Source organism: Cohnella abietis, assembly GCF_004295585.1.
Classification (GTDB): Bacteria; Bacillota; Bacilli; order Paenibacillales; family Paenibacillaceae; genus Cohnella; species Cohnella abietis.
Genome location: NZ_AP019400.1, coordinates 4,403,123 through 4,427,792, shown reverse-complemented (window position 1 = coordinate 4,427,792; position 24,670 = coordinate 4,403,123). Strand labels below are relative to the sequence as shown.

The following is a 24,670-nucleotide window of genomic DNA, read 5'->3' as shown; positions in this document are numbered from 1 at the left end:
TAGACTAGCGATTGAACACTAAATCGCAGAACGCTTTAGCATAAGGTGGAAGATCTGGCGGTCTGCGTGCGGATACAATGTTGCGATCAATGACAACCGCTTCATCAAGCCAAACGGAACCAGCGTTTTCCATATCATCTCTAATACCTGGTGTGGAAGTAACGGTTCTTCCTTCTAGAATTTTGGCAGAGATGAGCACCCAGCCGGCATGGCAAATTTGCCCGATCGGCTTATTAGCATCGTTCATACTGCGCACAAAATCAAGAACACGGGGATCGCGGCGTATTTTGTCCGGTGCCCAACCGCCAGGTACTAGCAGACCATCGAACCGATTTACATCTAGATCGTCATAAGAAATATCGGCCACAGCAGGAACGCCATATTTGCCGATATGCTTGCGCCCCTTTTCTGGGCCGGCATATAGAACTTCGGCACCTTCTTCACGTAAGCGATATACAGGGTACCATAGCTCTAAATCTTCAAATTCATCATCTAGCAAACATACTACGCTTTTGCTTGCTGCCATTTATGCAGTCCTCCTATTAATAAGCATAATAAAATGTTGTCGTTCAGGAATCTATTGTACCAAATCATTGGCATTCCTTCACGTTATTATCGGCATTGAGAGGAGCGAGATCTATTTTGGTAATCAAATCCACCAGCAAGAATCAATCTTTCTTTATGAAAAATTGGAGATACATCCCTGCTTTAATATGTATGATAGCTATATTCATTAGCTCATCACGGAGCGGCGAGCAATTGGACAGCTATTTACCATGGGTGCAGAAATGGTTGCCAGGTTTAAGCGATTTTAACCCGATGCACTATGTGGCCTATTTTATTCTCGGATTAACGGTTGCCTTTGCACTCGGAAGACGGGCTGGAACTTGGCTGGGAGTGTTGTTAAATATTGCTTTCTGTGTGCTTTATGGCTTGTCTGATGAGTGGCATCAATCCTTTGTACCGAAGAGAAGTCCCGATCCGCTTGATTTGCTGCATGATGGAATGGGGGCTGCTGCGGCAAGCCTGCTTGTGTTCCTTATCTTTTCTCTAGTAAATAGGAAAAAATCCAAAAATTACAGAGAGGGATAAAGCAGGATTTAATAGTCGTCTGAACGAATATAAATCGGGTAAGCTCTTTGAATATAAGGAGAGAATCCCGTGCTTAAACGCTGCTCTTGCGGAGGAGATATGAGTCTCATGCTTCGCACTGTTATTTTCGCCAAAAAAGTGAATATCAACAATGTTCCGGTATATAATTGTTCCTTCTGCGGTCGTAATGATGTGTTCCCTGGCGTTAAAGAGGACGTTGGAAAATTGGTCGGGAAATTGGGAAACCAGCCAGCACCGGGCAGTATCCCCTTCGATCAGGTGCATGAATGGGCAGGAGTACTGTCCAAGGCATCCAATCTTTCAGATCCATTGCAGGCTTCTGTTATCACTAGAACAGCGGAGGAAAGAGTTAATCAGCTGTTAGATCTGTTGTTGATTGCTACGTCGCTGCAGGATGAGGAATGGAAGAAGGAGCTACATAGTAGATTATCTCAACTGAGCGGGCATAATGTGTCATAGCTTAAACCATGGGTCTATCAGCTCCTTTTTTTGCGAATGGAACTTTTTTCTGATACGATTGTAATATGAATTTTGAAGGAGGCAGCATGAAATGACAAATATCCAACAATTAACTACAATAGAGCAGTGGGATAATGCGCTTAAGGGAACTTCAGATAAGCCTTTATTGGTTTTCAAGCACAGTACTAGCTGCTCCGTTAGCGCAGGCGCGCATGAAGAATTTATGCATTATATTAAAGATGCACAGACAGCTCCGGTCGAATTTGCAATTGTGCATGTGATTGAAGATCGTCCTGTTAGTAATGCAATAGCCGAGCAATTGGGAATCAAGCATGCTTCCCCACAAGCCATTCTAGTTAAGGATGGACAGCCGGTTTGGGATACTTCCCATTGGCATATTACTTATGCTTTCTTATCCGATAAGCTGGGTTCTCCTACGAATAATTCGTAATTTTAGGCTCAAATCTTGTATAAACCTCATGTCAGATTGCTAAACATACGCATTTATCGTATGATTACCTTAATAATCCATGACCGGACAAGCTTTTAACATCCGGTCACGAACATTGGAGCGAATCATTGTGACGGTAACCATTTACGACGTGGCACGCGAAGCAGGGGTTTCAATGGCGACAGTATCTCGTGTCGTCAATAACAATCCGAATGTCAAGCCGCAAACTCGCAAGAAAGTATTCGAGGCTATTGAACGTCTCGGCTATCGACCAAATGCGGTAGCACGTGGTCTAGCCAGTAAGAAAACAACAACGGTCGGTGTTGTTATCCCTGATATTGCTAATGCTATATTTGCAGAAGTAGCCAGGGGAATCGAAGATATTGCTAATATGTATCATTACAATATTATTCTTTGTAATGCGGATAAACGCAAAGACAAAGAGATTCGAGTAATAAACACGCTATTGGAGAAACAAGTCGATGGCTTGCTATTCATGGGCGGTGCAGTGACCGAAGAGCATGTTCAAGCATTCAAGACTTCTAACGTTCCAATCGTGCTTTGTGCGACGACTGATGAGAAGTCTACAATTCCATCCGTGGACATTGATCATGAAGCTGCTGCTTTTGATGCGGTTAACCGACTGATTCAAGAGGGTCATACCTCGATTGCTATGATTAGCGGTACTTTGCAGGATCCAGCGAACGGCTATGCACGTTATCAAGGCTATAAGCGCGCAATTGAAGAAGCGGGTCTACCCTATCGGGAAGAGTTTGTCCGCGTTGGAAATTACAAGTATGAATCGGGTATCGATGCCATGCAGTATTTCCTTGATTTGAATGAGCGTCCAACGGCAATATTCTCGGCAACGGACGAAATGGCAATTGGAGCTATTCATTGCATCCAGGATGCTGGATTAAACGTCCCAGAGGATGTTTCCGTTATTAGTGTAGATAACAGTCGCATTTCCTCTATGGTACGTCCTCTTCTAACAACGGTTGCGCAGCCGATGTACGATATTGGTGCGGTATCCATGAGACTTCTTACGAAGCTGATGAAGAAGGAAACGGTAGAAAATGCTAAGGTAACATTGCCGCACGAATTAATCACTCGTCGTTCTGTTACAGGTCCTAAAGGCAAATAAACCTATTTACAAATAGTAAGCCCTGTAACGGTTCTTTTATGACCGATGCGGGGCTATTTATTTAGAGGCTTGGAAAGGGAAGGTGACCATGGCATTTGGAACTATTGGCATTATCGGAGCAATGCAAGAGGAAATAAAATTGCTGCTTGCTAAATTGGATAATAAAGCGAGTGAGCAGCATGCAGGCATTACTTATTATCGTGGTGAGTTTGAGGGCAGGAAGGTCGTCATAACTCGTTCTGGTGTAGGTAAAGTAAATGCAGCGGTTTGCACTCAGGTTCTAATCGATCGTTTCGGTGCGGATGCTGTCATTTTTACCGGAGTTGCGGGAGCAGTCGATCCAACGCTTAATATCGGCGATATTGTCATTTCTTCAAGCAGCCTGCAGCATGATGTGGACGCTACACCGCTTGGTTTCCCGCGAGGTACGATTCCCTATCAGGATGTTTCGGAATATCCGGCTGATAGTAGACTTATTCAATTGGCTGAGGAAGCGGGCCAGAGGGTATTTCCGGGTCGATGTATAACAGGTAAGGTATTGTCAGGAGATCAGTTTATTGCTGACCGTGCTATAGTAAAGGGATTATATGAGGAGCTAGGCGGCGCTTGTACGGAAATGGAAGGGGCGTCGGTTGCACAAGTATGCTTCATGAACGACATTCCGCACGTTATTATCCGTTCTATGTCTGATAAAGCCGATGGATCAGCAGATGTTAATTTTGCTGAGTTCACTATTGAAGCTGCTAATCGATCTTTTGCGATTGTTGATGAGATGATAAAAGGGTTGTAAGTCAAAGCAGTATAGCCATACAAAAAGCCTTCAATGCCATCGCTACAATGGCTTTGAAGGCTTTTCACGCAATATATAAGAACGTATAAAACCATTACCCTATTTAGAGAAGCTAGACAGTTTATTATCTACCGTATCCAACCGCACCCCGCCGCATTCCACTACTTTGCCCAAACCAATTACGACCTTGCTTACGGCACCTCGCATCCCGCTACATTCCGGATACCGATTACGACCTCGCTTACGGCATCGCACATGCTAGAGGGAAGGTGTGTCCTAGCTAACGAACCCTATTGTGCTTATTACCGACAAATTGACTACTTATTTTTTCTTACGAACTCCAGTAGCGTTATTGAGGTAAATATAGGGGGAAAGGTGCTATTTTAGTGGATATAAGATGTCTGGAGTTCTTTAAAATATAAAACCATTAGTTTTTGATCAAATAAGAGTTACTGAGTTCGTAAGCCATATGTCTCGCGATCCATATCTGAATAACCTCAGACATTTGAGGTTGACAGCCATCAAGCACCGTTACACCTCGCGCGGGGAGCTGCGCAAGGTGCCAAAAAAAACGTTGAACGCCGCAAAAGGACGGCGTTCAACGTGTATGCTTGGTTATTCCAGTGCTGCAATTAGAGCATAATCATCTAACGTGCTGCAGAGCTACTTCAAGCATTTGTTTATTTTTAGCGGTTATCTCTGCTCTTCTTGGCATCGGTTCCCAAGAGGCGACATCGTCCAGCCATGTGGTAGGTAATGGAAACTCTGATTTAAGATTTGTTTGGATAAGAGGCCAGTTCTCTGGGAGGAGCCCCCCTTGGGGGTTCGAGTCAATAGAAGAGAGCAGGGGGTGCTGACTCATTTCAAGCCATAGCATGCCCCAGGCTCTTGGTACGACCCGCCAATGGTCATAGCCTCCTCCGCCAAGTGCTACCCATTTGCCCTGTGTATGGCGATCTGCGAGCTCGTGAATGATTCTCGGCATTTCGCGATAGATTTGCATGCTGCATTGAATGTGAGCAAGTGGATCGAAAGCATGAGCGTCACAGCCATGCTGGCTGACGATAATGTCAGGTCGGAAGGAAAGGGCAACGCTTTCCACAGCCTGTGTAAAACAATCAAGCCATGAGGCATCCTCGGTATAGGGCTCCATCGACAGGTTAAGACAAGCGCCGTATCCTGACGAGTCGCCTCTCTCATGGACGAAACCGCTTCCAGGGAAAAGGAATTTGCCTGTCTCATGTATGGAGAGCGTGAATACCTCTGGATCCGTGTAGAAAAACCACTGAACGCCATCTCCGTGATGAACGTCTGTGTCGATGTATAATACCCGTGCATTATATTGCTGACGCAGATAGGAAATAGCTGTAGCAGCATCGTTATACACGCAGAACCCCGAAGAGCGGTGCGGGAACGCATGATGGAGCCCGCCACCCAAATGTAAGGCGCGATCCGCACGCCCCGACATGACGGCGTCAGCTGCCGCTAGCGAGCCCGCAGTGATGGCTGTAGCCGCGTCATTCATCCCAGGGAAGTATGGCGTGTCCCCATCAGCTTCAAGGCCATACTGCTCTGCAAGGCTAATGATATGCGGGCTAGGGTTATGAGTGCTTAGAGCGTTAACGGTATCCATATAATCCTTCCGATGAATATTCCGGATGGCTCTCTCGGCTTCTTCCTGCGAGAAGGGTGCTGTCATTTGAACATTATCCAGCGCTCCACATTTACGTAGAAGATCTTCCGTCAATTCCAGGCGTACGGGATGAAAGGGATGATCATCGGAAAAAAGATAACGCCCGGAAGCTGCATTATTGATCCAAATCGTTCTGGAGGACAGAGAAGGTCGCCTGCCTTTCATCTAGTACATGAAGCGTTGCCGAAATCTAACCCTATCAAATTGTTCTACGGATGAGAGGGGTACGTCTTTTCCGATAGTTACCATTAGGCAATTGGCAGGATGGGCACAGATTTCTGGATCGTCAGTCGCGAACCATACCATGCCGACTGATTTCATAAGACGTTCCATCATCTCACGATATTCCCATACATTTAATCCGCTAGATTCCAAATCCCAATGCCAATAATATTCCGTCGTAAATACGATCATATTATCCAATTGCCCATTTTCAAATGAAGTAAAAATAAGCGCTTTCCCTAGCCCGAAATTACGGTATTCATCCGCAACTTCTATGGCTCCAAGCTCTACTAGGTCTTCCATGCCACCCTCAGACCAGCGTTCCATCTCATCTGGATAGTGGAAGGTTACGTAGCCGACGATCTCATTTTCTTCTCTAGCAATAATTATTCTGCCTTCTGGCAGCCCTGCAATCTCAACCAATGCTTCATGCTGGTCTTTCGGTCTCCGAAATGCATCCAGCTTCGGATGCAGAGTTAGGCTTTTTAATACCTCAGGACTTACGGGGCCTTCAACAATAATAGACCGACCGTGTCGTTCTATCGGATTGCGGACATAAGACTTGATATGCTCCATGCCGTTCTCCCTTCAGCCTATTAGAACTTCGAAGTCCATTATACACCAATTTTGAAAGTGGAAGAAACAGATTTGAGGGGCGACTAAGGAAAAATGTCCCTTTTGCAGTAGAAAAAGTGCTTTCCCCCTATGCCTAGCGCACACTCACTGTGGTATAATGTCAAAGGTAGATATACAAATATTTCAATATAATGAAAGCGCATTCGGACTCGGATGTCGGCATTCCAATGGGAAGGTGATGTAATCGTGACGTTTCAATCAGATGAGAAATTAGAAGTTACAGCTACCGTATCTAACATGCAATCGTATGAAGATGCTGTAGAAAGCTTTAAGTGGGCAGATGTAGAGAACCAATTCTCATGGGCCACAACAGGTAAGGTTAACATGGCTTACGAAGCGATTGATCGCCATGTAGTCGATGGTCGCGGTGACAAAATCGCGTTACACTACAGTGATAACTCGCGAGAAGAAAGCTATACCTTCGCGGAACTGTCGAGGCAATCCAACAAATTCGCCAATATTTTGCGCGGATTAGGTGTGAATAAAGGCGATCGTGTTTTTATTTTTATGCCTCGTACTCCTGAATTGTATTTCGCTTTATTCGGAGCGCTCAAAGTAGGAGCAGTAGTTGGACCTTTATTTGAGGCATTCATGGAAACGGCCGTAAGGGATCGCTTGCTGGATAGTGGAGCAGTTGCTATCGTCACGACACCATCCTTACTCCCGCGTGTACCACGAGCTGAATTGCCGGATCTGAAGCAAGTCATCGTTTACGGTGATAACATAGAAGCCGGTAATGGAATTGTTGACTATCGTTCCGCAATGGTGGACGCTTCTGAGGAAGCAGAACTCACTTTCCTTGACCGGGAAGACGGCCTTATTCTTCATTATACCTCTGGTTCAACTGGAAAGCCTAAGGGAGTATTCCACGTTCAGAATGCTATGCTTCAGCACTATCACACTGGAAGAGTCGTTCTTGACCTAAGGGAAGACGATATTTACTGGTGTACGGCTGATCCGGGCTGGGTAACGGGAACTTCATATGGTATTTTCGCACCATGGCTGAATGGCGTTACTAATGTTGTTCGCGGCGGAAGGTTCAGCCCACAGGATTGGTATTCAACGATACAGAAATATAAAGTAACGGTGTGGTATAGCGCACCAACAGCTTTCCGCATGTTAATGGGAGCAGGAGACGATGTTGTTAAATCGTTCGATCTGTCCAGCCTACGACACGTACTAAGCGTTGGAGAGCCGCTTAACCCTGAGGTTGTTCGTTGGGGTAATAAAATATACGGACAACGCATCCATGATACATGGTGGATGACAGAAACAGGTGGTCAGCTCATCTGTAACTATCCAAGCATGGAAATCAAACCTGGCTCTATGGGACGTCCTATACCTGGCGTTCAAGCGGCAATCATAGACGATCAAGGCAACGAGCTTCCGCCGTTCCGGATGGGTAATCTGGCGATTAAGACTCCGTGGCCATCTATGATGCGCACGATATGGAACAACCCAACTAAGTATGCTGAGTACTTCCACATCCCAGGATGGTATGTATCTGGAGACTCCGCTTATCAGGATGAAGAAGGTTATTTCTGGTTCCAAGGACGTATCGATGATGTTATTAATACGTCTGGTGAGCGTGTAGGTCCCTTCGAGGTAGAAAGCAAGCTCGTTGAGCATCCTGCTGTAGCAGAGGCGGGTGTCATTGGTAAACCTGATCCTCTACGTGGTGAAATAATTAAAGCATTCATTTCTCTCCGTGAAGGCTTCACGCCTTCTGATGAGCTAAAAGCGGATATTTCCAAGTTTGTGAAGGAAGGGCTGTCTGCCCATGCCTCTCCGCGCGAAATCGAATTCAAAGACAAGCTTCCAAAAACCCGTAGCGGTAAAATTATGCGTAGGGTGCTTAAAGCCTGGGAGCTAAACTTGCCAACAGGTGACTTGTCCACGATTGAAGATTAGAACGAAACGGTACAAAAAAAGTGATGCTTCAGGAAATTTCCTGAGGCATCACTTTTTTTAGTATATTCAGAAGCTGGTAAAGTCGATCTAAGCTTTTGATTTCACCTCTACCGAACTAGTAGGGGGTGACTCTCCTGAAGCGTTTATAGCAACGATACGATACCATCCAGCTGACATAGGAGCGATGTACTCGAAAGCTGTTAATTCTGTTGATCCTAACAGCTTATATTTTCCCTGCTCAGTAGTGCTGTACCACACTTGATATTGTGTTACAGCATCACCGCTGGAATTTGAATTCCAAGAAAGTGTTACGCCGATTTCTGTTCCTTGAGCGTTTAGTCCAGTTGGCGCCGTAGGATTTTTGCTAACGTTTCCTGGGTTACCCGGGTTACTTGGAATTACTGGATCAGTATTGTCTACTGGAGTTTCTCCATTAGGAAAAAGAGGATCTCCGCCGCCTTGCCCGCCGTCGCTTGAAATTTTCTCGCTTGGCACTGATTCGTTGCCTGCAACATCAACTGCTGTGACGTAATACACATAGGAATGGTTTGATGCAATAGAGCTGGTGAATTTTGTTTCGTCACCAGTTGGTACGGAAGCCTCAATCTTCTGGAACACACCACCATCGACAGAAGCGTAAAGTCTGTACCCGACAACGTCCGTCTGCATAGAAGGCGAGAAGGTAATCCGCGCCGTGTTGCCTACCGATTCCACCGTAATATGAGCTGGAGGACTCGGAGCAGCACCATCATCGACTCGTGGATCGATTTTTGAAGGCGCGCTTTCGGCTGCATCCTTCGGTAAATAGTAGGAAAGTGATTTACGAGATTGAGCGGATACTTTTGCAAGCTTCGCCTGAAGCTCCTCGATAAGCTTATCGAGCGGCGATTCGCGAACGACCATGACAGATTCACGTAGGAAATCTTCAGGTGTTTCGGACTGTGGCAAATAGTTTACGCCATTGTAAGAAATATATTTAACCCTGACGAGTGCATCATCTTCCGCAGTCGGAATGAATTTACGGTTAAAGATATCGGTCACAAGCTTGCCAGCTGCCCTAGTTAATTCGGTTGGCAGCTTACCGCTAACACTGGATACGGTCATAGATACAATGCCTTCTGGCTTCTCAAAAGTCTTAGTTGGGAATAGCTCAGGCTTAGCTTCCGAAACCTCGTTCATTATTTTAGCCCATATGGATCGAGCTCGACTGTGACTATCAGTGGATAGAGTATGGATGACCTTCTCATACCCGGACCATACTCCTAAAGTGATATCGGGAGTGTATCCTTGAAACCATACATCACTATAGTTTTGAGTTGTTCCTGTTTTACCGACTACAGGGATGGTTTTGTAGTTTTTGAATTGTGACATAATGGATGTTGCTGTACCATTCGTAACAACTGTGCGCAGCATGTCGGTCATGAGATAAGCCGATTGCTCGGAAACGATTTGTTTTGGAGCAGGCTCATGCTTGTACACTATTTTATTATCGGCATCACGAATACTCTCGATTAAGTAGGAGTCATTGTATACACCCTTGTTAGCGATGGCTGCATAGGCATTGGTTAATTCTTCAACAGAAACCCCGTACTTTAATCCCCCGATTACTCCTGTTTGGGATTGATCATCCTCTTTAACTAGTGTAGTAATTCCGAGCGAACGGGCAAATGCCCATGAGTCCTTAATGGTCACCTTATCTAAGAAAATTTTCAAAGCAGGAATGTTGTAAGAATTGTTAAGCGCTTGACGAGCGGTTACTAGACCTGAGTAACGATTATTAGAGTTTTTCGGAATATGATAACCGCTGTTTCCGTTCTTTAGAATGATAGGTGAATCATCAAGAACACTTGCGGGCTGAATAAGTCCCTTATCAATAGCAGGCAAGTAAGCAGCTATCGGCTTCATGGCAGAGCCGGGCTGTCGAACCATCTGAGTTGCGAAGTTCATCTGCTCGATATGAAAGTCGCGTCCTTCGATCATACCCAATATAGCACCAGTTTTCTGATCGATCATAACTGCTGATATTTGTTCGACACCTTTAACGGGATGGTCAGGAGCAAAGTTATCCGGATTCTCAGCAACCTTATGCATAAGGTTGTACACCTTTTTATCAATGGTAGTCTTTACTTTATACCCATTGCGCAGTAACTGACCACGTGCCTCTTCGATAAGGGCGTTGTTTGCCTTCTTTTTCAAATCTGCAGGAGTAAGCTCAGGGTTCTGCTGAAGCACCAATATTTCAGCTGCTTGACGTTCTACTTCAAGCATTAGGTACGGATAGGTATTGTAGGCTTTCTCACTAGGCTTGGCCAGGGAAGCATATAGATCGAACGCTAGCGCTTCATCAAGCTCTGTCTTAGTGATCTTTTTTTCCTCCAGCATACGATTAAGAACTAGCTTCTGCCTGTTAACCGCACGCTTGAAGTTTTTCTCGTTAAAATCGCCTTTACCGTTAAAGGCGGAATATAATGATGGCAATTGAGGTACCCCTGCTAAATAAGCAGCTTGGGCGATGTTTAGTTTTTCTAATTTATCAATGCCGAATATACCTTTGGCAGCAGCCTTAATACCGAACAACTGATATCCGGATGAACCGTTGCCATAAGGAACTTTATTTAAGTAGGCCGTAATAATTTGCGGTTTGCTTAGAAATTGTTCGAGCCTAAGTGACAAGAATATTTCTTTGGCTTTACGACTGGATGTTTGATCCAAATTCAAGAACACGCGCCGTGCCAGCTGTTGGGTAATCGTACTACCTCCGGTTTGTACGCTTTCGTTCAGCAATTGCTGCTTAACTGCGCGTAATAAGCCATTCGTATCGACACCGTTATGCGTTTCGAAGTTTTTATCTTCTATTGAGACAACAGCATCGATAATAATAGATGGGATTTGGTCATATGTAACTGGGCGGCGATCTTCTTCAGTGCGTAATTGCCCGATAGGAGTATTGTCATTAAAATAGACAAAACCTGTAATTGCATTTTCATTGATTTTCTGTTCAATTAATTTTTGGCTACGTATCGGATCATCGTGTACTAATGAAGCAATGTATCCAGTTACCGCACCTACGCCTACAAGTCCGGCAAGCAATCCGAACAAGATGAGCCAGAGTACGGTGAAACCTGCAATCTTCCCCGCTGTCTTGAAGCCTTCGCCTTTAGGCTTTGGCTCGGAAGGGGGTTGTTTAGTATTCGTCATTAAGAAAGCCTCCTTCAACAAACAGAACTATTATAGCACATTTACCCATTGTCTGACTTCCTCTCAATAGGAGGACTATAGCCAAGCTAAATATTTATAAGATCATGAAAGCGATATCATTATTGGTAGATATGGATTTTTTCGATAGAGCATCGTTAAAAAATATGTTATATAAAATTTGTAAATCTCATTCTAAGATGTAAAAAAAGTATGCTTTTAATATGATTTTTTATTAAAAACACACAAAAATGGCTGGATGCAGACTTTGTCTGCCCAGCCATTAATAAAAGGTATAGAAATCCGCGAGCTCATCTCTTATAGAGCAGGGGGGGTGAAGCTGCGCAGAGCGAATTCCGCATCCATCATGAAGAAGGCGTTGCTATCCTTGTCAATACGTTTAAGCTTGTTGATGATGCTATCGAACATAGCTTCTTCTTCAACTTGCTCATCAACAAACCATTTTAAAAACTGCATTGTAGCATGCTCCCGGTCATTCAGTGCTAGATCAGATAGGTGATAGATCCGGCGTGTAACCTCTATCTCATGCTCATACGCGTGCTCAAAGGCATCTAAGATGGAAGAATACTCGTTATTCGGCGTATCCATTCCCGCCATTGTGACGCGCTGGCCACGATCGTTTAGAAATTTGTAAATTTTCATAGCATGAAATTTCTCTTCTTCTGCTTGAACCATAAAGAAGTTAGCGAATCCATCCAGGCTCTCACCTGAACAATACGCAGCAATAGCCAAATAAACATGAGCAGAATAGAGCTCGAAATTGAGTTGATCATTTAAGGATTTACTTAGAGATTCATTTAACATGTGGCTATTCACTCCCTTGGTGATCACTAGAATATACCCAAATTGTAACACAAATAAACGGGTCATCCTATCCGGTGTTTTATTTTTTCGTAAAGAATTTGAGGGGAGGGGGCCAGAATGATGTCTGTTTTACCTATTAAGACCATACATTGCTTAGTGCAAAGCTTGCATTCGCCTAGGCAATCTTTTTTCTTTTGCTTCATATCTGGAAACTCGGCCTTTAGCGTTTTGTAAACGTCTTTGGACCCGTGCTTAAAATTTCTGCAGCAATATTTAATTTTCCTCATGCCGGACCAGCTTTCGTGGAAAATTTGATTTCTGTCTTTGATGATATTAATTCTCATTATCATTGTCAATGGGGAATGAAGAAAAAAATCATGCATAAACAGCTATCGCTGCCTTTTAGATAGCGAAACTTATACATTCTGAATAACACAAAAAAACCACCCCAGCTTAGAGCTGGAGTGGTCTGTTTTCCGTTAAAATTAACGGCTGTAAAACTCAACGATTTGTTTAACGTCAACGTCTTGAGTTAACTCGCCACGATCTGGAAGACGAACATACTTACCTTCCATTGCGTTAGCATCGAATTCAACGTAGCCCGGCAAGTGATGACGGCCTTCTGAAGCTTCTTTGATCGACTTCAGGGAGCGGCTACGCTCACGAAGACCGATGATGTCGCCAACTTGTACAAGGTAGGAAGCGATGTCGACTTTCTTGCCATTGACAGTCACGTGACCGTGAGAAACCAATTGGCGGGAACCGTAACGGGAGTTAGCCCATCCAAGACGATAAACGAGGTTGTCGAGACGGCTCTCAAGCAGGAACAGGAAGTTCTCGCCCGCGATACCTTGTTGCTTGGATGCACGATCGAACAAGTTGCGGAATTGCTTCTCGTTCAAACCATACATGTGACGCAATTTTTGTTTTTCTTGTAGTTGCATACCGTAACCGCTGATTTTGCGGCGTTGGTTAGCGCCATGCTGACCTGGAGGGAAAGCACGCTTTAATTCTTTGCCCGACCCGCTTAGAGAAACTCCAAGACGGCGACTTAACTTGAACTTAGGACCTGTATATCTTGACATGATTGAAAAACTCCTTTTTCAAAATAAAGTTTTGAAAATGGGTTTCGTTGCGCGGATTTCACCATAACCGATTAATCGGTTCCAGAGGGATGTTCAGCCGCAGCCGACTGGTGGTTTGTCCGAGAGGGTGTCACAAGAGCTAAGCCCAGTATTCAACAAGTTATATTATATGAAACTGTACACAAATGTCAAGAGTAGAGCTCTTATTTTATTTTTGAAAAAATAAGGTTATAAGCCTATGGACTTATTAGAACCTAGTGCAAAATTCACTGTTTCATTGTATAGTTAAAGAAAGAGAGGACATCGGGGGCGGAGGTGTCGGGCATGGTCAATAAGAGAAAAACGCAGCAGCACCAGGAATTACTGGAGGATATCAAGAATCCATCCCGCACCCGCCAGCAGTTGCCTCATTGGCTGCAGAAGCAGGACTTTACAGAAGCGGACCTCCCGTACATCCATGCTTTACTGGTAAGTAGCTTCGCAGATTGGCAAGAGGAAGCAGATGGATTTCCTTGGTTAGACGGCCAATTAATATTGCTTCATCCAGATGGAACGAGTATATCACTCGACGGATTAGTAGAAGACAATGAGTCACTTCCTGTTTCATGGAATAGAGAGATTATAGGTCCTAATGCCGCTAACACGGCTCTTGAAACTTGTCGTCCTACATTAATGCGTGCTGAGGAGCACCATCATCCTAGATTTAAAGCGTTTGATTCGATTGCTGTTCCTATTTTTACGCGTACTGCGGGATTTCCATGCGCTATCGTCGCATGTCTGCTTCCGGCGGGGACAGCTCAAGCTGGAGATCTTAAGTTGCTACAGGCTGCTGCGTTACATATACGTAGCTGTATGTATCGACATTTTGAAAACCTCTTCGTTGGTGGTCTACTAAGAGATCAGAAGCTCTCGAAGAAAGAAGAGAGCCGTAGAGATATTTTGTTTGATGTAATGCGTAGGCTGAATGATCATATCGATGTTGAGAATGTGTTGTCCGAGGTGCTTGATAGCCTTGAAAAGCTCTACCCAATATGTAAGGCGGACTTGTTTTTGTCTCAGGATTACAACAGTCCGAATGAGAAAGTTAAGCCGTTGGCCTTCCATCTGAATGACATGGATCTATGTAAGTCTGCGTTTGTAGACGGACAAATTCGCGAGGAACGATCTGTTGGGCGACATCAGCTTGCGCTTCCGCTATCAGGGAAGCAGGGTGTTTACGGAGTGCTACGGTTGGATTTGCCGGAGCATGTATTCGATGATGCGGACATCAGTTTCTTGACGATGTTAGCTGGAGCTGCTGGAGCTGCTTTTGAGAAGGCGAAGCTTCACGAGCAAGCGAATATTCTAGTCGGTGAGTTACGCCTTATTAACGAGTTGACTCAGAGGCTTAATAGTAGCTTAAAGCTGTCGGATACGATGCAGTTTGCTTCTGCGGAATTGTTGAATATATTTAAGTCCGATTATTGCTGTATCCTTCAGGTTGATTCCACGTCACATGAATTTGTTGTCATGTCGTCTAACGTGGAAGAGATGATTGGAGAAACCTATCCATACGAATATGGTTTCTGCGGCGTCATGTGGTCTACGAAGGAACCGATTATTTTATCAGATTACTGCTCAGCTACTCCTGTATCTTCTAAGCTGATGGACATTACGAACTCTCGCTCACTTTTAGCGTCACCATTGCTGCTTAATGGTGAGGTAATTGGGGCTGTGTTAATTACGAAGGCCGAGGCTAATCATTACTCCTATGACAATTACAAGCTGCTTCAGGTGCTATCAGCGCACCTTGGGCTCGCTATGTCTAATGCAACGCTTCATGCTGAAGTTAGGAGAATGGTCATTACCGATAATCTAACTGGTCTGTATGCACGCCATTACTTGAACGAGAGAATTCGCAGAAAACAGGTTAAGGACAGCTCCGGGTCGCTTATTGTAGTTGACATTGATCATTTCAAAAAAATTAATGATACTTTTGGTCACCAGGTTGGGGATGACATCCTCATTCAAGTAAGTGGAATTATTCGCACGTCGATTCGGGATAGTGATATTGCCGCACGTTGGGGTGGAGAAGAGCTGGCGATTTACTTGCCATTGCTTAATCTTGATCAAACTGAAAGAGTCGCGGAAAGGATTCGGTATCGGGTTGAAACAGAAACTAATCCTAAGGTTACAGTTTCCTGCGGTATTTCAGAATGGCGAGTAATTGATGACAGGGTCAGTGTAGAGTCATTGTTCTACAAAGCGGACATGGCGTTGTACGAAGCTAAGCATCATGGACGAAATTGTATTGTAGTTGGATAAACGGGTACTAACGGGTAAAAACGGGAGCTTGCTTGAAGTCGTCAGACTTTGGGTGAGCTTTTTGTGTTTTTCAATTAGAAAATGGGGCAGTCTAGCGCCATGTTTATCGATTGCGGTAAGTGAAAGCCTGAGAGAGGGGCAGTTTGATGGGAGGTGAACGAAAATTTCGAGTAACGCGACTGCGAGGAGGCAGGATTGTAAAAGGTGTTCGAAAATTACTAGTAACGGACCTGGGAGAAGGCTTGTATGAAGAGAGATGTACGAAAATATCGAGTAACGCGACTGCGAGGAGGCACGATTGTAGGGAGGTGTACGAAAAATTCGAGTAACGGACCTGGGAGAGGTCTGTTTGAAGGGAGATGCTCGAAAATTTCGAGTAACGCGACTGCGAGGAGGCACGATTGTAGGGAGGTGTTCGGAATTTTCGAGTAACGGACCTGGGAGAAGGCCAGTTTGATGGGAGGTGTACGAAAATTTCGAGTAACGTGACTGCGAGGAGGCAGGATTGTAGGCAGGTATACGAAATTTTCGAGTAACGGACCTGGGAGAGGGCCAGTTTGATGGGAGGTGTACGAAAATTTCGAGTAACGCGACTGCGAGGAGGCACGATTGTAGGGAGGTGTACGAAAATTTCGAGCAATGGACCTGGGAGAAGGCCTGTTTGAAGGGAGATGTTCGAAGATTTCGAGTAACGCGACTGCGAGGAGGCACGATTGTAGGGAGGTGTACGAATATTTCGAGTAACGGACCTGGGAGAGGTCTGTTTGAAGGAAGATTTAGCTTCTGAGAGGGGCTTTTCGTTTGTTTGTGCATATAGACGGAGAAAAGGGAGACGATACGGACAAAAGGGGTGGTAATGTGCGGAATGAGAATAGCTTGCGTAGTTTATTTGGCGGAGTCATGTTGCTAGTGATCTTCTTGCAAGGATGTACAGCTTCAACAAAATCAATGTCAGCGGAGGAAGCATTTGCTTTGTCAGCATCCGCTTTATCGGGAAGTGAAAATTATAGCATCGATGGAGAAATTTCCGTTGTGGATCCGGCAGGCTTTGTCGGAAAAAAAGCAGCCTATGAAGGGGAAGTGACTTCCCATGGAAATTTGAAGCTCAGCTGGAAAGCATCCAATATTGCTTCTAACAGTGAGTCAAACCCTGCACCTAATAACGCCTCCAATAATTCGCCCAGTACCATTAAGAATGCTGCTCCTTACGCCGAGTCCTCCTCCGCAACTACCGAAAACATGACAGCTTACCAGCCATTACAGCTACTAAAATCTTTGAGCGGTAAAACCGCTGTAATTTCTTATGCTAAACCGGCAATTTTGTCACAAAACGTCAATTTTCAAATCAAATTGGACGATGCAGTGGCAAGGGAACGGATAGTTGAAGGGCTTAGGGAGGAATTTGCGCTTCTGAGGCGCGAGAGCGGCCTTCTGGGCGGCGATTCTACGGGGGCTGAGAAAATACTCGGTAAGGCCAACAAACGGCTGGAGGCGGCTTTATCGACGTTAAAGGTGAAGACGACATGCTACTGGACAGCAAATTCGAAAAATTGGTTTCCCAAGCAATTAAGAGAAGAGACGGTTTTGACTTATAGCTGGGAAGGAAAGGCGCTCCAAGAGATGCGGTTATCGAAAACGAATTTCCTCCACAATACTCAAGATGGTACAATAAGTAAGAAAACGAAGCAATAATGCACAAAGGAGATAAATAACGATGAGAGATCCGCGTCTGCAAAAATTAGCTGCCAATTTGGCAGGTTACTCTATCAAGGTACAGCCAGGCGATAATGTTCTTATCGAGATGATTGGTTCAGAGAGAGAATTGTTGAAATGTCTTATTGAAGAAGTGGCTAAGCTAGGTGGTAACCCATTTATCGAGATTGAGGATCGTTCCGTAACTCGCACGCTACTTAATAACTCAACTGATGAGCAATTGGCAACCTGGGCAGCTTATGATTTGGAGAGAATGAAGAAGATGCAAGGCTACATAGGTATTCGTGCGGGTGAAAACGTGAACGAGCTTGCCGATGTTCCTGCTAATAAAATGAAATCATATGATCGGATTCATCGTCATCCCGTTCACATGGAGCAGAGAGTCAAGAAAACTAAGTGGGTTATTTTACGCTATCCGAATGCATCGATGGCCCAGTTGGCGAATATGAGCACGGAAGCATTCGAGAATTTCTACTTTGATGTTTGTAACCTTGATTATGGGAAAATGGATCGTGCCATGGACCCGCTGCAGGAACTGATGAGTAAAACAGATAAAGTAAGAATTGTTGCGCCGGGGACAGATCTGAACTTTTCTATAAAAGGTATTGGAGCGCAGAAGTGTTCTGGGGAAAGGAATATTCCAGATGGGGAAGTGTATTCTTGTCCGGTTCGTGACTCGGTAAACGGTACAATCTCTTACAATACTCCAAGTGTATATAATGGCTTTACTTATGAAAATGTAAAATTCACATTCGAGAACGGTAAAATTGTTGAAGCAACCGCTAACGATACGGATCGAATCAATGCTCTCCTAGACAGTGATGAAGGGGCTCGTTATATTGGTGAATTCAGCTTAGGCTTTAATCCTTATATTTTGCATCCGATGAAAGATACTTTGTTTGACGAGAAGATTGCAGGTAGCCTGCACTTCACCCCTGGGCAAGCCTACGAGGTAACCGATAATGGAAACCGTTCCTCCATACACTGGGATCTTGTGCTCATCCAGCGGCCTGAATATGGTGGTGGTGAGGTTTATTTTGACGATGTATTAATTCGAAAAGATGGTATTTTCGTTATTCCTGAATTAGAAGGGCTCAATCCTGATTCCTTGAAATAGTGTATATTCCCCCTTGCGTGAATTTGGGGGAACAAGGTATGATGTGAAAGAAATCTAAATGCCTAAAATTTAGGAGGGTATCCTATGTCGAACAATGCGGCTATTGTAGAATTGTCCCAAGCAGCTAACAAATACCGTTCTTCTATCGTTCTTCAAGCGGAAAGTAAGTACATTGATGTAAAAAGTATTCTGGGACTGTTCACTACGCTAGTGGGCAACCTTTCGTATGAGCTTCATGTTCATGGACCTGATGCTGACGAAGCGAAGAAGGAACTTGGTGAAATTTTCGCTAAGCACAGCTTGAACGTTAAAGTTGTGGAATAGTAAGACAATTCAGAGAAAATATGGGTTAAAAAAACACCTCAACTATAGTTGAGGTGTTTTTTTCGTAAATACGGGGCGACGTGATCTTGTACTTCTGTCCAATATCGTCTAATATAAAAGTGATAGCTAGACAAGTCGTGGAGTTAAAGTTTTAACATTGACGCAACTGAGCGTTTTTTATTGGGAGTTTGGGCACAGGGGGAGTGGGAATGGCAGCATCGGACACAATCATCGATCTGAATCAAAAGGCAGCACGTCTTCTTCAGGAAGATGCCGATAAAATTGAGAAATTAATCGCCATCCAGATGGAGAACCTGACAACCCGCAAATGCCCGCTATATGAGGAAGTACTGGACACCCAGATGTATGGCTTCTCGAGAGCGGTTGATTTCGCGGTAAGGACAGGATTAGTTGAAGAAGGCGCGGGGAAATGGTTAATAAGTCAGCTGGAACGGAATCTGGCGATTTTATACGAGGCATTAGAAAGAAAAGAAGAGTAGCAACCCGATGGGGTTGCTTCTCTTCTTTTTTTCGCCTATCAGAAAGTATGAAATCACATAATGAGTACCACATACCATTGTCTCCCGCATCCCGCGTTCCGTCTCCTGCGTTCCATACCCCGAGTCCGCGTCCCACATTCCGGCACCACATCCCGTATCCCGCACACAAGAGGGAAATGTGTGTCTTGGCTAACGAACCGCATCGTGCTTATTACCGATAAAATGACTCCTTTTAATTTCTAAACGAACTTCAGCGGCGTTAATGAGTCATATTTAGGAGGAACGAAGCTACTTTGCTGGATATAAAGTGCTTGGAGTTTACAAAATAAAAGTATTACATTTTGAGTAAATAAGAGTTGCGGGGTTCGTTGGCATATGCATCGTCACTCCGACAAAAACGTTGAACGCCGTGAAGGATGGCTTTCAACGTTTTTGCTTGGCCTGTTAATGGTTCTGAAGCTTTAAATTACACGAAGTAGAAGGAAACGCCCAGAATGACGTAGACGATAAGCAGCAGCTTTCCCTCAAACCATGTTGTTGCGCCGTCTCGAGAAATAGAGGTGGCAATCAGTACTGCAACGCCGATAGCGGCAAGCTCTATCGTAGAGAATATTAAATTCATTCCATCTCCGAAGAGCAGGCTGATGAATACGAGGACAGGAGCTACGAACAAAGCGATTTGTAGACTGCTGCCAACAGCGATCTCTACTGCGGCGCCCATCTTGTTCTTCAGAGCAAGCATAACCGCTGCGCTGTGCTCAGCGGCGTTGCCGACTATCGCGACTACAAATGCACCCACGAATAATTCGGAAAGCCCAAAGCGCGAGGAGAACGTGTCAAGCGTATGTACGAGCCATTCACTAATGAATGCGACCATTACTGTAGCGACAACGAGATAGAAAATGGACTTTCCACGTGACCATGCGGCTACTTCACCATGATCGGCTTGCGTATCTACGTGATCCTCTAGCAAGTCTTTATGCGTGAACATGGAGTAGACCAACCACCCTAGGTAGGCGAAAATAAGAAAAGCAGCAACAATGATACTAATCGTCAGCGTATTTTCTGTAGAAATATGCTCTGTTTTGACGAAGATTGCTGGGATGAAGAGGGCAATAATGCCAAGCAGCATTAAGGAAGCATTCTGGCCAGCGAGGTGAACGTTGAATTTCTGCTCTTTAAATTTTATACCACCTATTAATGCGCTTGCTCCGAGGACTAGAAGCAGGTTACCGATAATTGCTCCGGTCAAGCTGGCTTTAACAATGTCGAACAATCCTTCTTTGATCAGGAAGATCGCAATAATGAGCTCGGCCGCGTTGCCAAATGTGGCGTTAAGAAATCCTCCAAGCCGCTGTCCTGCGTAATGCGCAACTGATTCGGTCGCTTTACCGAGAAGACCCGCAGCGAATAAAATCGCTAAGCCAGCTAACGCGAATTCAATTTCTGCTCCCCATTTCATGAAATGAGATAGAGCACTAAGCGCAAAAGTAAAGATTAATAAAGGGAAAAACATTTTTTTCATCATACTGACACCCCATCAGCTGGCAATTTTAGAATGCAGATTTAGCATTTCCTACTATACCCAATAAGTATTATGAAGTAAACGTACATATTTAGATAAAATAAAGAGTGGGATATGCTGGCAATCCTTTCGGTTGCTTCTCGCTTATTCATCCTTTACAATGGAAACATACTAGGTTCGGGAGAGTGAGCCGCCATGACGGAAGAGCAGCAGCAAGGTTTAATTCGTATTTCAGATGATGTAGTCGCTACCATTGCAGGATTAGCGGCATTAGAGACACCCGGAGTCGCCGCTATGTCGGGCGGAATTTCGGAAGGCTTGGCCAAACGACTTAGTGGACGTAACGCTCAGAAGGGTGTGTCCGTAGAGGTTGGGCAAGTAGAGGCAGCCATTGATCTAAGAATCGTAGTGCAATATGGTATTCCGATTCAAGAGGTTGGGCGCCGACTGCAGGATAATGTCCGAGAAGCGGTTGAGAATATGACTGGACTTAACGTTGTTGAAGTGAACGTTAAGGTTGAAGGCGTAGCATTCAAGGATGACGAAACAGAAGAGGCACATCGAGTAAAATAGGCCTTATCAACTAAAAAACGTGACCAAGCTGATTTATAAAGCAGCTTGGTCACGTTTTTTTTAGCCTTGCTTGGAAAAAGGGGCAGTTTGTTCTTTTTCTACACGATTATACTCTCTTGATATACTAAGCAGTACTCCCATGCCCATTAGCAACGTTAGCATAGAGGATCCACCATAGCTAACGAAGGGTAAAGTGACACCTGTAATAGGAATGGCGCCACTAACGCCTCCCATATTGATTAGCGCTTGGATGGAGATTAGCGATACTAAACCTACGCCAACTAGAGTGCCATAAATATCAGGGCATCGAAGGGAGACGATTAGCGCTCTCCAGAGAAATATAATAAAGAACAAGATAAACAAAGTCGTCCCGATAAAACCGAGCTCTTCCCCAATGACGGCAAAGATAAAGTCATTATAAGCATAAGGTAAGTAAAAGAGCTTCTGCACGCTATGGCCAAGTCCTGCTCCGGAGAAGCCTCCATGACCAAATGCTTCAAGAGAACGGGTTAGATGATAACCTGTCGCCTGCTGATCCGCGAGAGGGTCCAGAAAAGCGGTAAAGCGTGCACCCCGAAACCCGAAGCTGGCATTGTCGTTAATGAGAAAATAAAAGCTTGTCCCAAGTGCTGCAAGACCGAGCAATACTCCTGCAGACAATAGAACATGCTTCAAATTCGAGCCGCCAGCGATCATCATGGCAGATGCGCACATGACGAGTATGGCACAGGAGCCGAAGTCAGGCTGGAGCATGATCAAGAAAGCAAAAAAGCCTACTACGATCATGACGGGAAGCAATCCGCGCTTGAATTCGCGGAACTTCTCATCTTTCTTAGCAATAATGGCTGCTAAATATAAAATGATAGCTAGCTTGGCAAACTCAGTCGGTTGCAAGCTAAAGCTACCAATTTCGATCCAGCTTTTCGCTCCATTTTTCTCAACACCAATAATAGCAACAAGAAAAAGCAGAACGAGTGTTCCGATGAAAAATAACTTAAATAGCTTCTTAAACCTCTGGAAATGGATATTCATCATGACCAGCATGACGAACGTACCTAACCCGACCCATATTAATTGACGCTTCACAAAATATAGAGCGTCATTGTTATATACGGATTTAGATACTGCCATGCTGGAGCTGGCGCTGAATACCATAATTAGTCCGAAAGCCACGAGAAGAAGCGTTAGAATAAGCAACAGAAAATCAGGTGTGCCTCGCTGTTTGCTTTCCAGAGTCTTCATCTCTGTTTCCTCCGTGCCGTCAAGAAAGCAGCTTTTTTAAATCCTGTGTACGCTGCGTTGCGGCATTCAAAATCGGTTGGGGAATTGGTGATTCATAATCTAAGCCATGAGGGAAGGTAGCGCGACCAATATAGACCGCTTCCACTTCAAGTATGGCATCCGGATTCTCAAGCTTTCCTTCTATAGCCCTAGTCGTAATGCGTAAGAAGTAATCTTGCCCGTTCGTGCGATCATGCAGCTTAAGATCATATGTAGCACGGCGATATTCCCACTGCCAACGTACGAAGCCTAATTTGTCTCCGGATTCGTCCAAATGTCCAAGGTCGCTGCGCATTCCGTTTAATCCTGTATTGTCGAGTAACATTGATAATCCTCCTTTGGAAGGTCAAACAAGCATTGTTCCATTACATGATAGACGGTTTACGAACCTTCTGCAAGCCCACAACCGTCCCAAGTTAGAACGTTCATTGACATTTATCTCCTACTGTAGGTAGGCAAGGTTACGTGAGGGCATTCTTTCTGATACAATAGTACAATAAACAGAGCACGTTAAGGGAGGCGTCATCATGACAGTTCATGAACAGACACTGCTGTCGCTATACGATGATATGGTGACTTGGCGCCGTCATTTACATCAGTACCCAGAGCTAAGCTTCGAAGAACACCAAACATCTCTTATGATTGCTAATTTATTGTCATCCTGGGGACTTGAAGTCCGGCGTGGCGTTGCCGGGACTGGAGTTATCGCTAAGCTAGTTGGGAAATTACCAGGGCGCACGATAGCGCTTAGAGCAGATATAGATGCCCTACCGATTCAGGATGCCAAGAACAGTTCATATTCTTCCACTGTTCCTGGTGTAATGCACGCTTGCGGTCACGATGGACATACGTCTGAACTGCTAGCTATAGCCCGATATTATAGCCTTCACCAGAATGAAATGGTGGGAACAAGAATTTTTATTTTCCAGCCAGGCGAGGAAGTATTGCCTGGCGGCGCTATACGCATGATCGAAGAGGGTGCTCTTGAGGGCGTAGATTGTATCTATGGCATTCACCTCTGGGCACCAATGCCCTATGGTACGGCTGCAACACGTCCTGGTGCGTTTATGGCTACTCCGGATGAGTTTGAGATTGAAATTATCGGTAAAGGAGGCCACGGTGGCCTTCCTCATCAATGTAAGGATGCGCTTGTGGTCGGATCCTCTCTGGTTATGGCTCTCCAAACGATTGTTTCGCGAAGCGTTAACCCTTTAGATGCTGCTGTCGTATCAGTAGGAAGATTTAATGCAGGTTCCGCGAATAATGTTATTGCGGAGAGATGTAAGCTAAGTGGAACGGTTCGGTCCTTTAATAAGGAAGTTAGGAGCCTTACTAGAAGAAGGCTCGAGGAAATTGTGAAGAGCACATGCGAGATGTATGGGTGTGAGTTTACCCTGAAGTATGTGGAAGGCTATCCTCCAGTTGTGAACGATGTGAATGAGGCGGGTAGGGTGCTTCGCATCATATCCGAATGGTTACCGGAAACGGATCAAGGACCTTGCGATCAGATTATGGCTGGGGAAGATTTCGCTTATTACCTAGAGCAGCGTCCCGGTTGCTTCTTTTTCGTAGGTGCAGGCTTACAGGACGGTGCATCGCCACCACATCATCATCCTATGTTCGATATAGATGAGCGGGCAATGCTTATTGCGGCAAAGCTCCTAATTGCTGTATCAGACGATGCGGCTAAGGAAGCCCGATAAGAAAGCCTACTTTGTACTAAAAGGTCCATTTTCAAACTTGCTCAAACTCATACAATTGCTACATTAAGGGCTTTCGCCACAGGTCATCTTGACCTAATGGGAAGGC

23 protein-coding genes are annotated in these 24,670 nt (G+C 44.8%); 13 read left to right on the top strand and 10 right to left on the bottom strand.

From position 1 onward, the window contains the following. Positions 1–4: 4 nt before the first annotated feature. Positions 5–526 carry a type 1 glutamine amidotransferase domain-containing protein gene (locus KCTCHS21_RS19440; protein WP_130612112.1) on the bottom strand — a complete coding sequence of 174 codons (522 nt, stop codon included), beginning with the start codon at positions 524–526 and terminating at the stop codon, positions 5–7. Positions 527–681: 155 nt separating this feature from the next. Here KCTCHS21_RS19440 and KCTCHS21_RS19435 point away from each other — a divergent pair, with 155 nt between their 5' ends. The 5 genes from KCTCHS21_RS19435 to KCTCHS21_RS19415 all read left to right on the top strand — a co-directional run bounded on the left by KCTCHS21_RS19435 (position 682) and on the right by KCTCHS21_RS19415 (position 3,957). Then, entirely contained in the window at positions 682–1,092 is a 411-nt protein-coding gene (locus KCTCHS21_RS19435; protein WP_130612109.1) for a VanZ family protein, read from the top strand. 69 nt (positions 1,093–1,161) lie between these two features. After that, on the top strand, positions 1,162–1,572 hold the full coding sequence (locus KCTCHS21_RS19430) for a TraR/DksA C4-type zinc finger protein (RefSeq protein WP_130612105.1): 411 nt from the start codon (positions 1,162–1,164) through the stop codon (positions 1,570–1,572). A gap of 91 nt (positions 1,573–1,663) precedes the next feature. After that, positions 1,664–2,023, top strand: a complete 360-nt coding sequence (ytxJ, locus tag KCTCHS21_RS19425; RefSeq protein WP_130612102.1) for a bacillithiol system redox-active protein YtxJ — start codon at positions 1,664–1,666, stop codon at positions 2,021–2,023. A 130-nt stretch (positions 2,024–2,153) separates the two neighbouring features. Continuing rightward, on the top strand, positions 2,154–3,167 hold the full coding sequence (gene ccpA / locus KCTCHS21_RS19420; RefSeq protein ID WP_130616594.1) for a catabolite control protein A: 1,014 nt from the start codon (positions 2,154–2,156) through the stop codon (positions 3,165–3,167). Between the two features lie 88 nt (positions 3,168–3,255). Then, positions 3,256–3,957, top strand: coding sequence for a 5'-methylthioadenosine/adenosylhomocysteine nucleosidase (locus KCTCHS21_RS19415; RefSeq protein WP_130612099.1), 702 nt, complete (start codon positions 3,256–3,258; stop codon positions 3,955–3,957). A 643-nt stretch (positions 3,958–4,600) separates the two neighbouring features. On the opposite strand, the gene KCTCHS21_RS19410 is transcribed toward KCTCHS21_RS19415, so the two are convergent. Next, a complete protein-coding gene (locus tag KCTCHS21_RS19410; RefSeq protein WP_130612096.1) occupies positions 4,601–5,815 on the bottom strand; it encodes an acetoin utilization protein AcuC in 1,215 nt (404 codons plus the stop codon). Further along, positions 5,816–6,448, bottom strand: a complete 633-nt coding sequence (locus KCTCHS21_RS19405) for a GNAT family N-acetyltransferase (RefSeq protein WP_130612093.1) — start codon at positions 6,446–6,448, stop codon at positions 5,816–5,818. A 213-nt stretch (positions 6,449–6,661) separates the two neighbouring features. Between KCTCHS21_RS19405 and acsA the strand changes: the two genes are divergently transcribed. Continuing rightward, positions 6,662–8,419, top strand: a complete 1,758-nt coding sequence (gene acsA / locus KCTCHS21_RS19400; RefSeq protein WP_130612090.1) for an acetate--CoA ligase — start codon at positions 6,662–6,664, stop codon at positions 8,417–8,419. 87 nt (positions 8,420–8,506) lie between these two features. Here acsA and KCTCHS21_RS19395 read toward each other — a convergent pair whose 3' ends face one another. The 4 genes from KCTCHS21_RS19395 to rpsD form a co-directional block, all read right to left on the bottom strand. Then, complete coding sequence (locus tag KCTCHS21_RS19395; protein ID WP_130612086.1) at positions 8,507–11,617, bottom strand: penicillin-binding protein 1A; 3,111 nt, start codon at positions 11,615–11,617, stop codon at positions 8,507–8,509. A gap of 315 nt (positions 11,618–11,932) precedes the next feature. Beyond that, on the bottom strand, positions 11,933–12,439 hold the full coding sequence (locus KCTCHS21_RS19390) for a ferritin (protein ID WP_130612083.1): 507 nt from the start codon (positions 12,437–12,439) through the stop codon (positions 11,933–11,935). A gap of 62 nt (positions 12,440–12,501) precedes the next feature. Further along, complete coding sequence (locus KCTCHS21_RS19385; RefSeq protein WP_130616593.1) at positions 12,502–12,726, bottom strand: DUF1450 domain-containing protein; 225 nt, start codon at positions 12,724–12,726, stop codon at positions 12,502–12,504. Positions 12,727–12,924: 198 nt separating this feature from the next. Continuing rightward, a complete protein-coding gene (gene rpsD / locus KCTCHS21_RS19380; RefSeq protein ID WP_130612080.1) occupies positions 12,925–13,524 on the bottom strand; it encodes a 30S ribosomal protein S4 in 600 nt (199 codons plus the stop codon). 324 nt (positions 13,525–13,848) lie between these two features. Between rpsD and KCTCHS21_RS19375 the strand changes: the two genes are divergently transcribed. The 5 genes from KCTCHS21_RS19375 (at position 13,849) to KCTCHS21_RS19355 (ending at position 19,482) form a co-directional block, all read left to right on the top strand. Beyond that, the gene (locus KCTCHS21_RS19375) at positions 13,849–15,828 is read left to right on the top strand and encodes a diguanylate cyclase (protein ID WP_130612077.1); all 1,980 of its coding nucleotides are present in this window, start codon (positions 13,849–13,851) and stop codon (positions 15,826–15,828) included. Between the two features lie 801 nt (positions 15,829–16,629). Beyond that, positions 16,630–17,520, top strand: a complete 891-nt coding sequence (locus tag KCTCHS21_RS19370) for a hypothetical protein (protein WP_130612074.1) — start codon at positions 16,630–16,632, stop codon at positions 17,518–17,520. 22 nt (positions 17,521–17,542) lie between these two features. Then, the gene (locus KCTCHS21_RS19365; RefSeq protein ID WP_130612071.1) at positions 17,543–18,658 is read left to right on the top strand and encodes an aminopeptidase; all 1,116 of its coding nucleotides are present in this window, start codon (positions 17,543–17,545) and stop codon (positions 18,656–18,658) included. Between the two features lie 84 nt (positions 18,659–18,742). Beyond that, entirely contained in the window at positions 18,743–18,982 is a 240-nt protein-coding gene (locus KCTCHS21_RS19360) for an HPr family phosphocarrier protein (RefSeq protein ID WP_130612068.1), read from the top strand. Positions 18,983–19,191: 209 nt separating this feature from the next. Continuing rightward, a complete protein-coding gene (locus KCTCHS21_RS19355; RefSeq protein ID WP_130612065.1) occupies positions 19,192–19,482 on the top strand; it encodes an Fpa/YlaN family protein in 291 nt (96 codons plus the stop codon). Positions 19,483–19,948: 466 nt separating this feature from the next. Here KCTCHS21_RS19355 and cax read toward each other — a convergent pair whose 3' ends face one another. Beyond that, positions 19,949–21,010, bottom strand: coding sequence for a calcium/proton exchanger (gene cax, locus KCTCHS21_RS19350; protein WP_130612062.1), 1,062 nt, complete (start codon positions 21,008–21,010; stop codon positions 19,949–19,951). Between the two features lie 192 nt (positions 21,011–21,202). Here cax and KCTCHS21_RS19345 point away from each other — a divergent pair, with 192 nt between their 5' ends. After that, positions 21,203–21,580, top strand: coding sequence for an Asp23/Gls24 family envelope stress response protein (locus KCTCHS21_RS19345; RefSeq protein WP_130612059.1), 378 nt, complete (start codon positions 21,203–21,205; stop codon positions 21,578–21,580). Between the two features lie 60 nt (positions 21,581–21,640). On the opposite strand, the gene ftsW is transcribed toward KCTCHS21_RS19345, so the two are convergent. Together ftsW and KCTCHS21_RS19335 are read right to left on the bottom strand one after the other, a co-directional pair. Continuing rightward, positions 21,641–22,822, bottom strand: coding sequence for a putative lipid II flippase FtsW (ftsW, locus tag KCTCHS21_RS19340; protein ID WP_130612056.1), 1,182 nt, complete (start codon positions 22,820–22,822; stop codon positions 21,641–21,643). Positions 22,823–22,841: 19 nt separating this feature from the next. Then, the gene (locus KCTCHS21_RS19335; RefSeq protein ID WP_130612053.1) at positions 22,842–23,186 is read right to left on the bottom strand and encodes a YugN family protein; all 345 of its coding nucleotides are present in this window, start codon (positions 23,184–23,186) and stop codon (positions 22,842–22,844) included. 202 nt (positions 23,187–23,388) lie between these two features. On the opposite strand from KCTCHS21_RS19335, the gene KCTCHS21_RS19330 reads away from it, so the two are divergent. Continuing rightward, positions 23,389–24,564, top strand: coding sequence for an amidohydrolase (locus tag KCTCHS21_RS19330; protein ID WP_130612051.1), 1,176 nt, complete (start codon positions 23,389–23,391; stop codon positions 24,562–24,564). Positions 24,565–24,670: the final 106 nt, after the last annotated feature.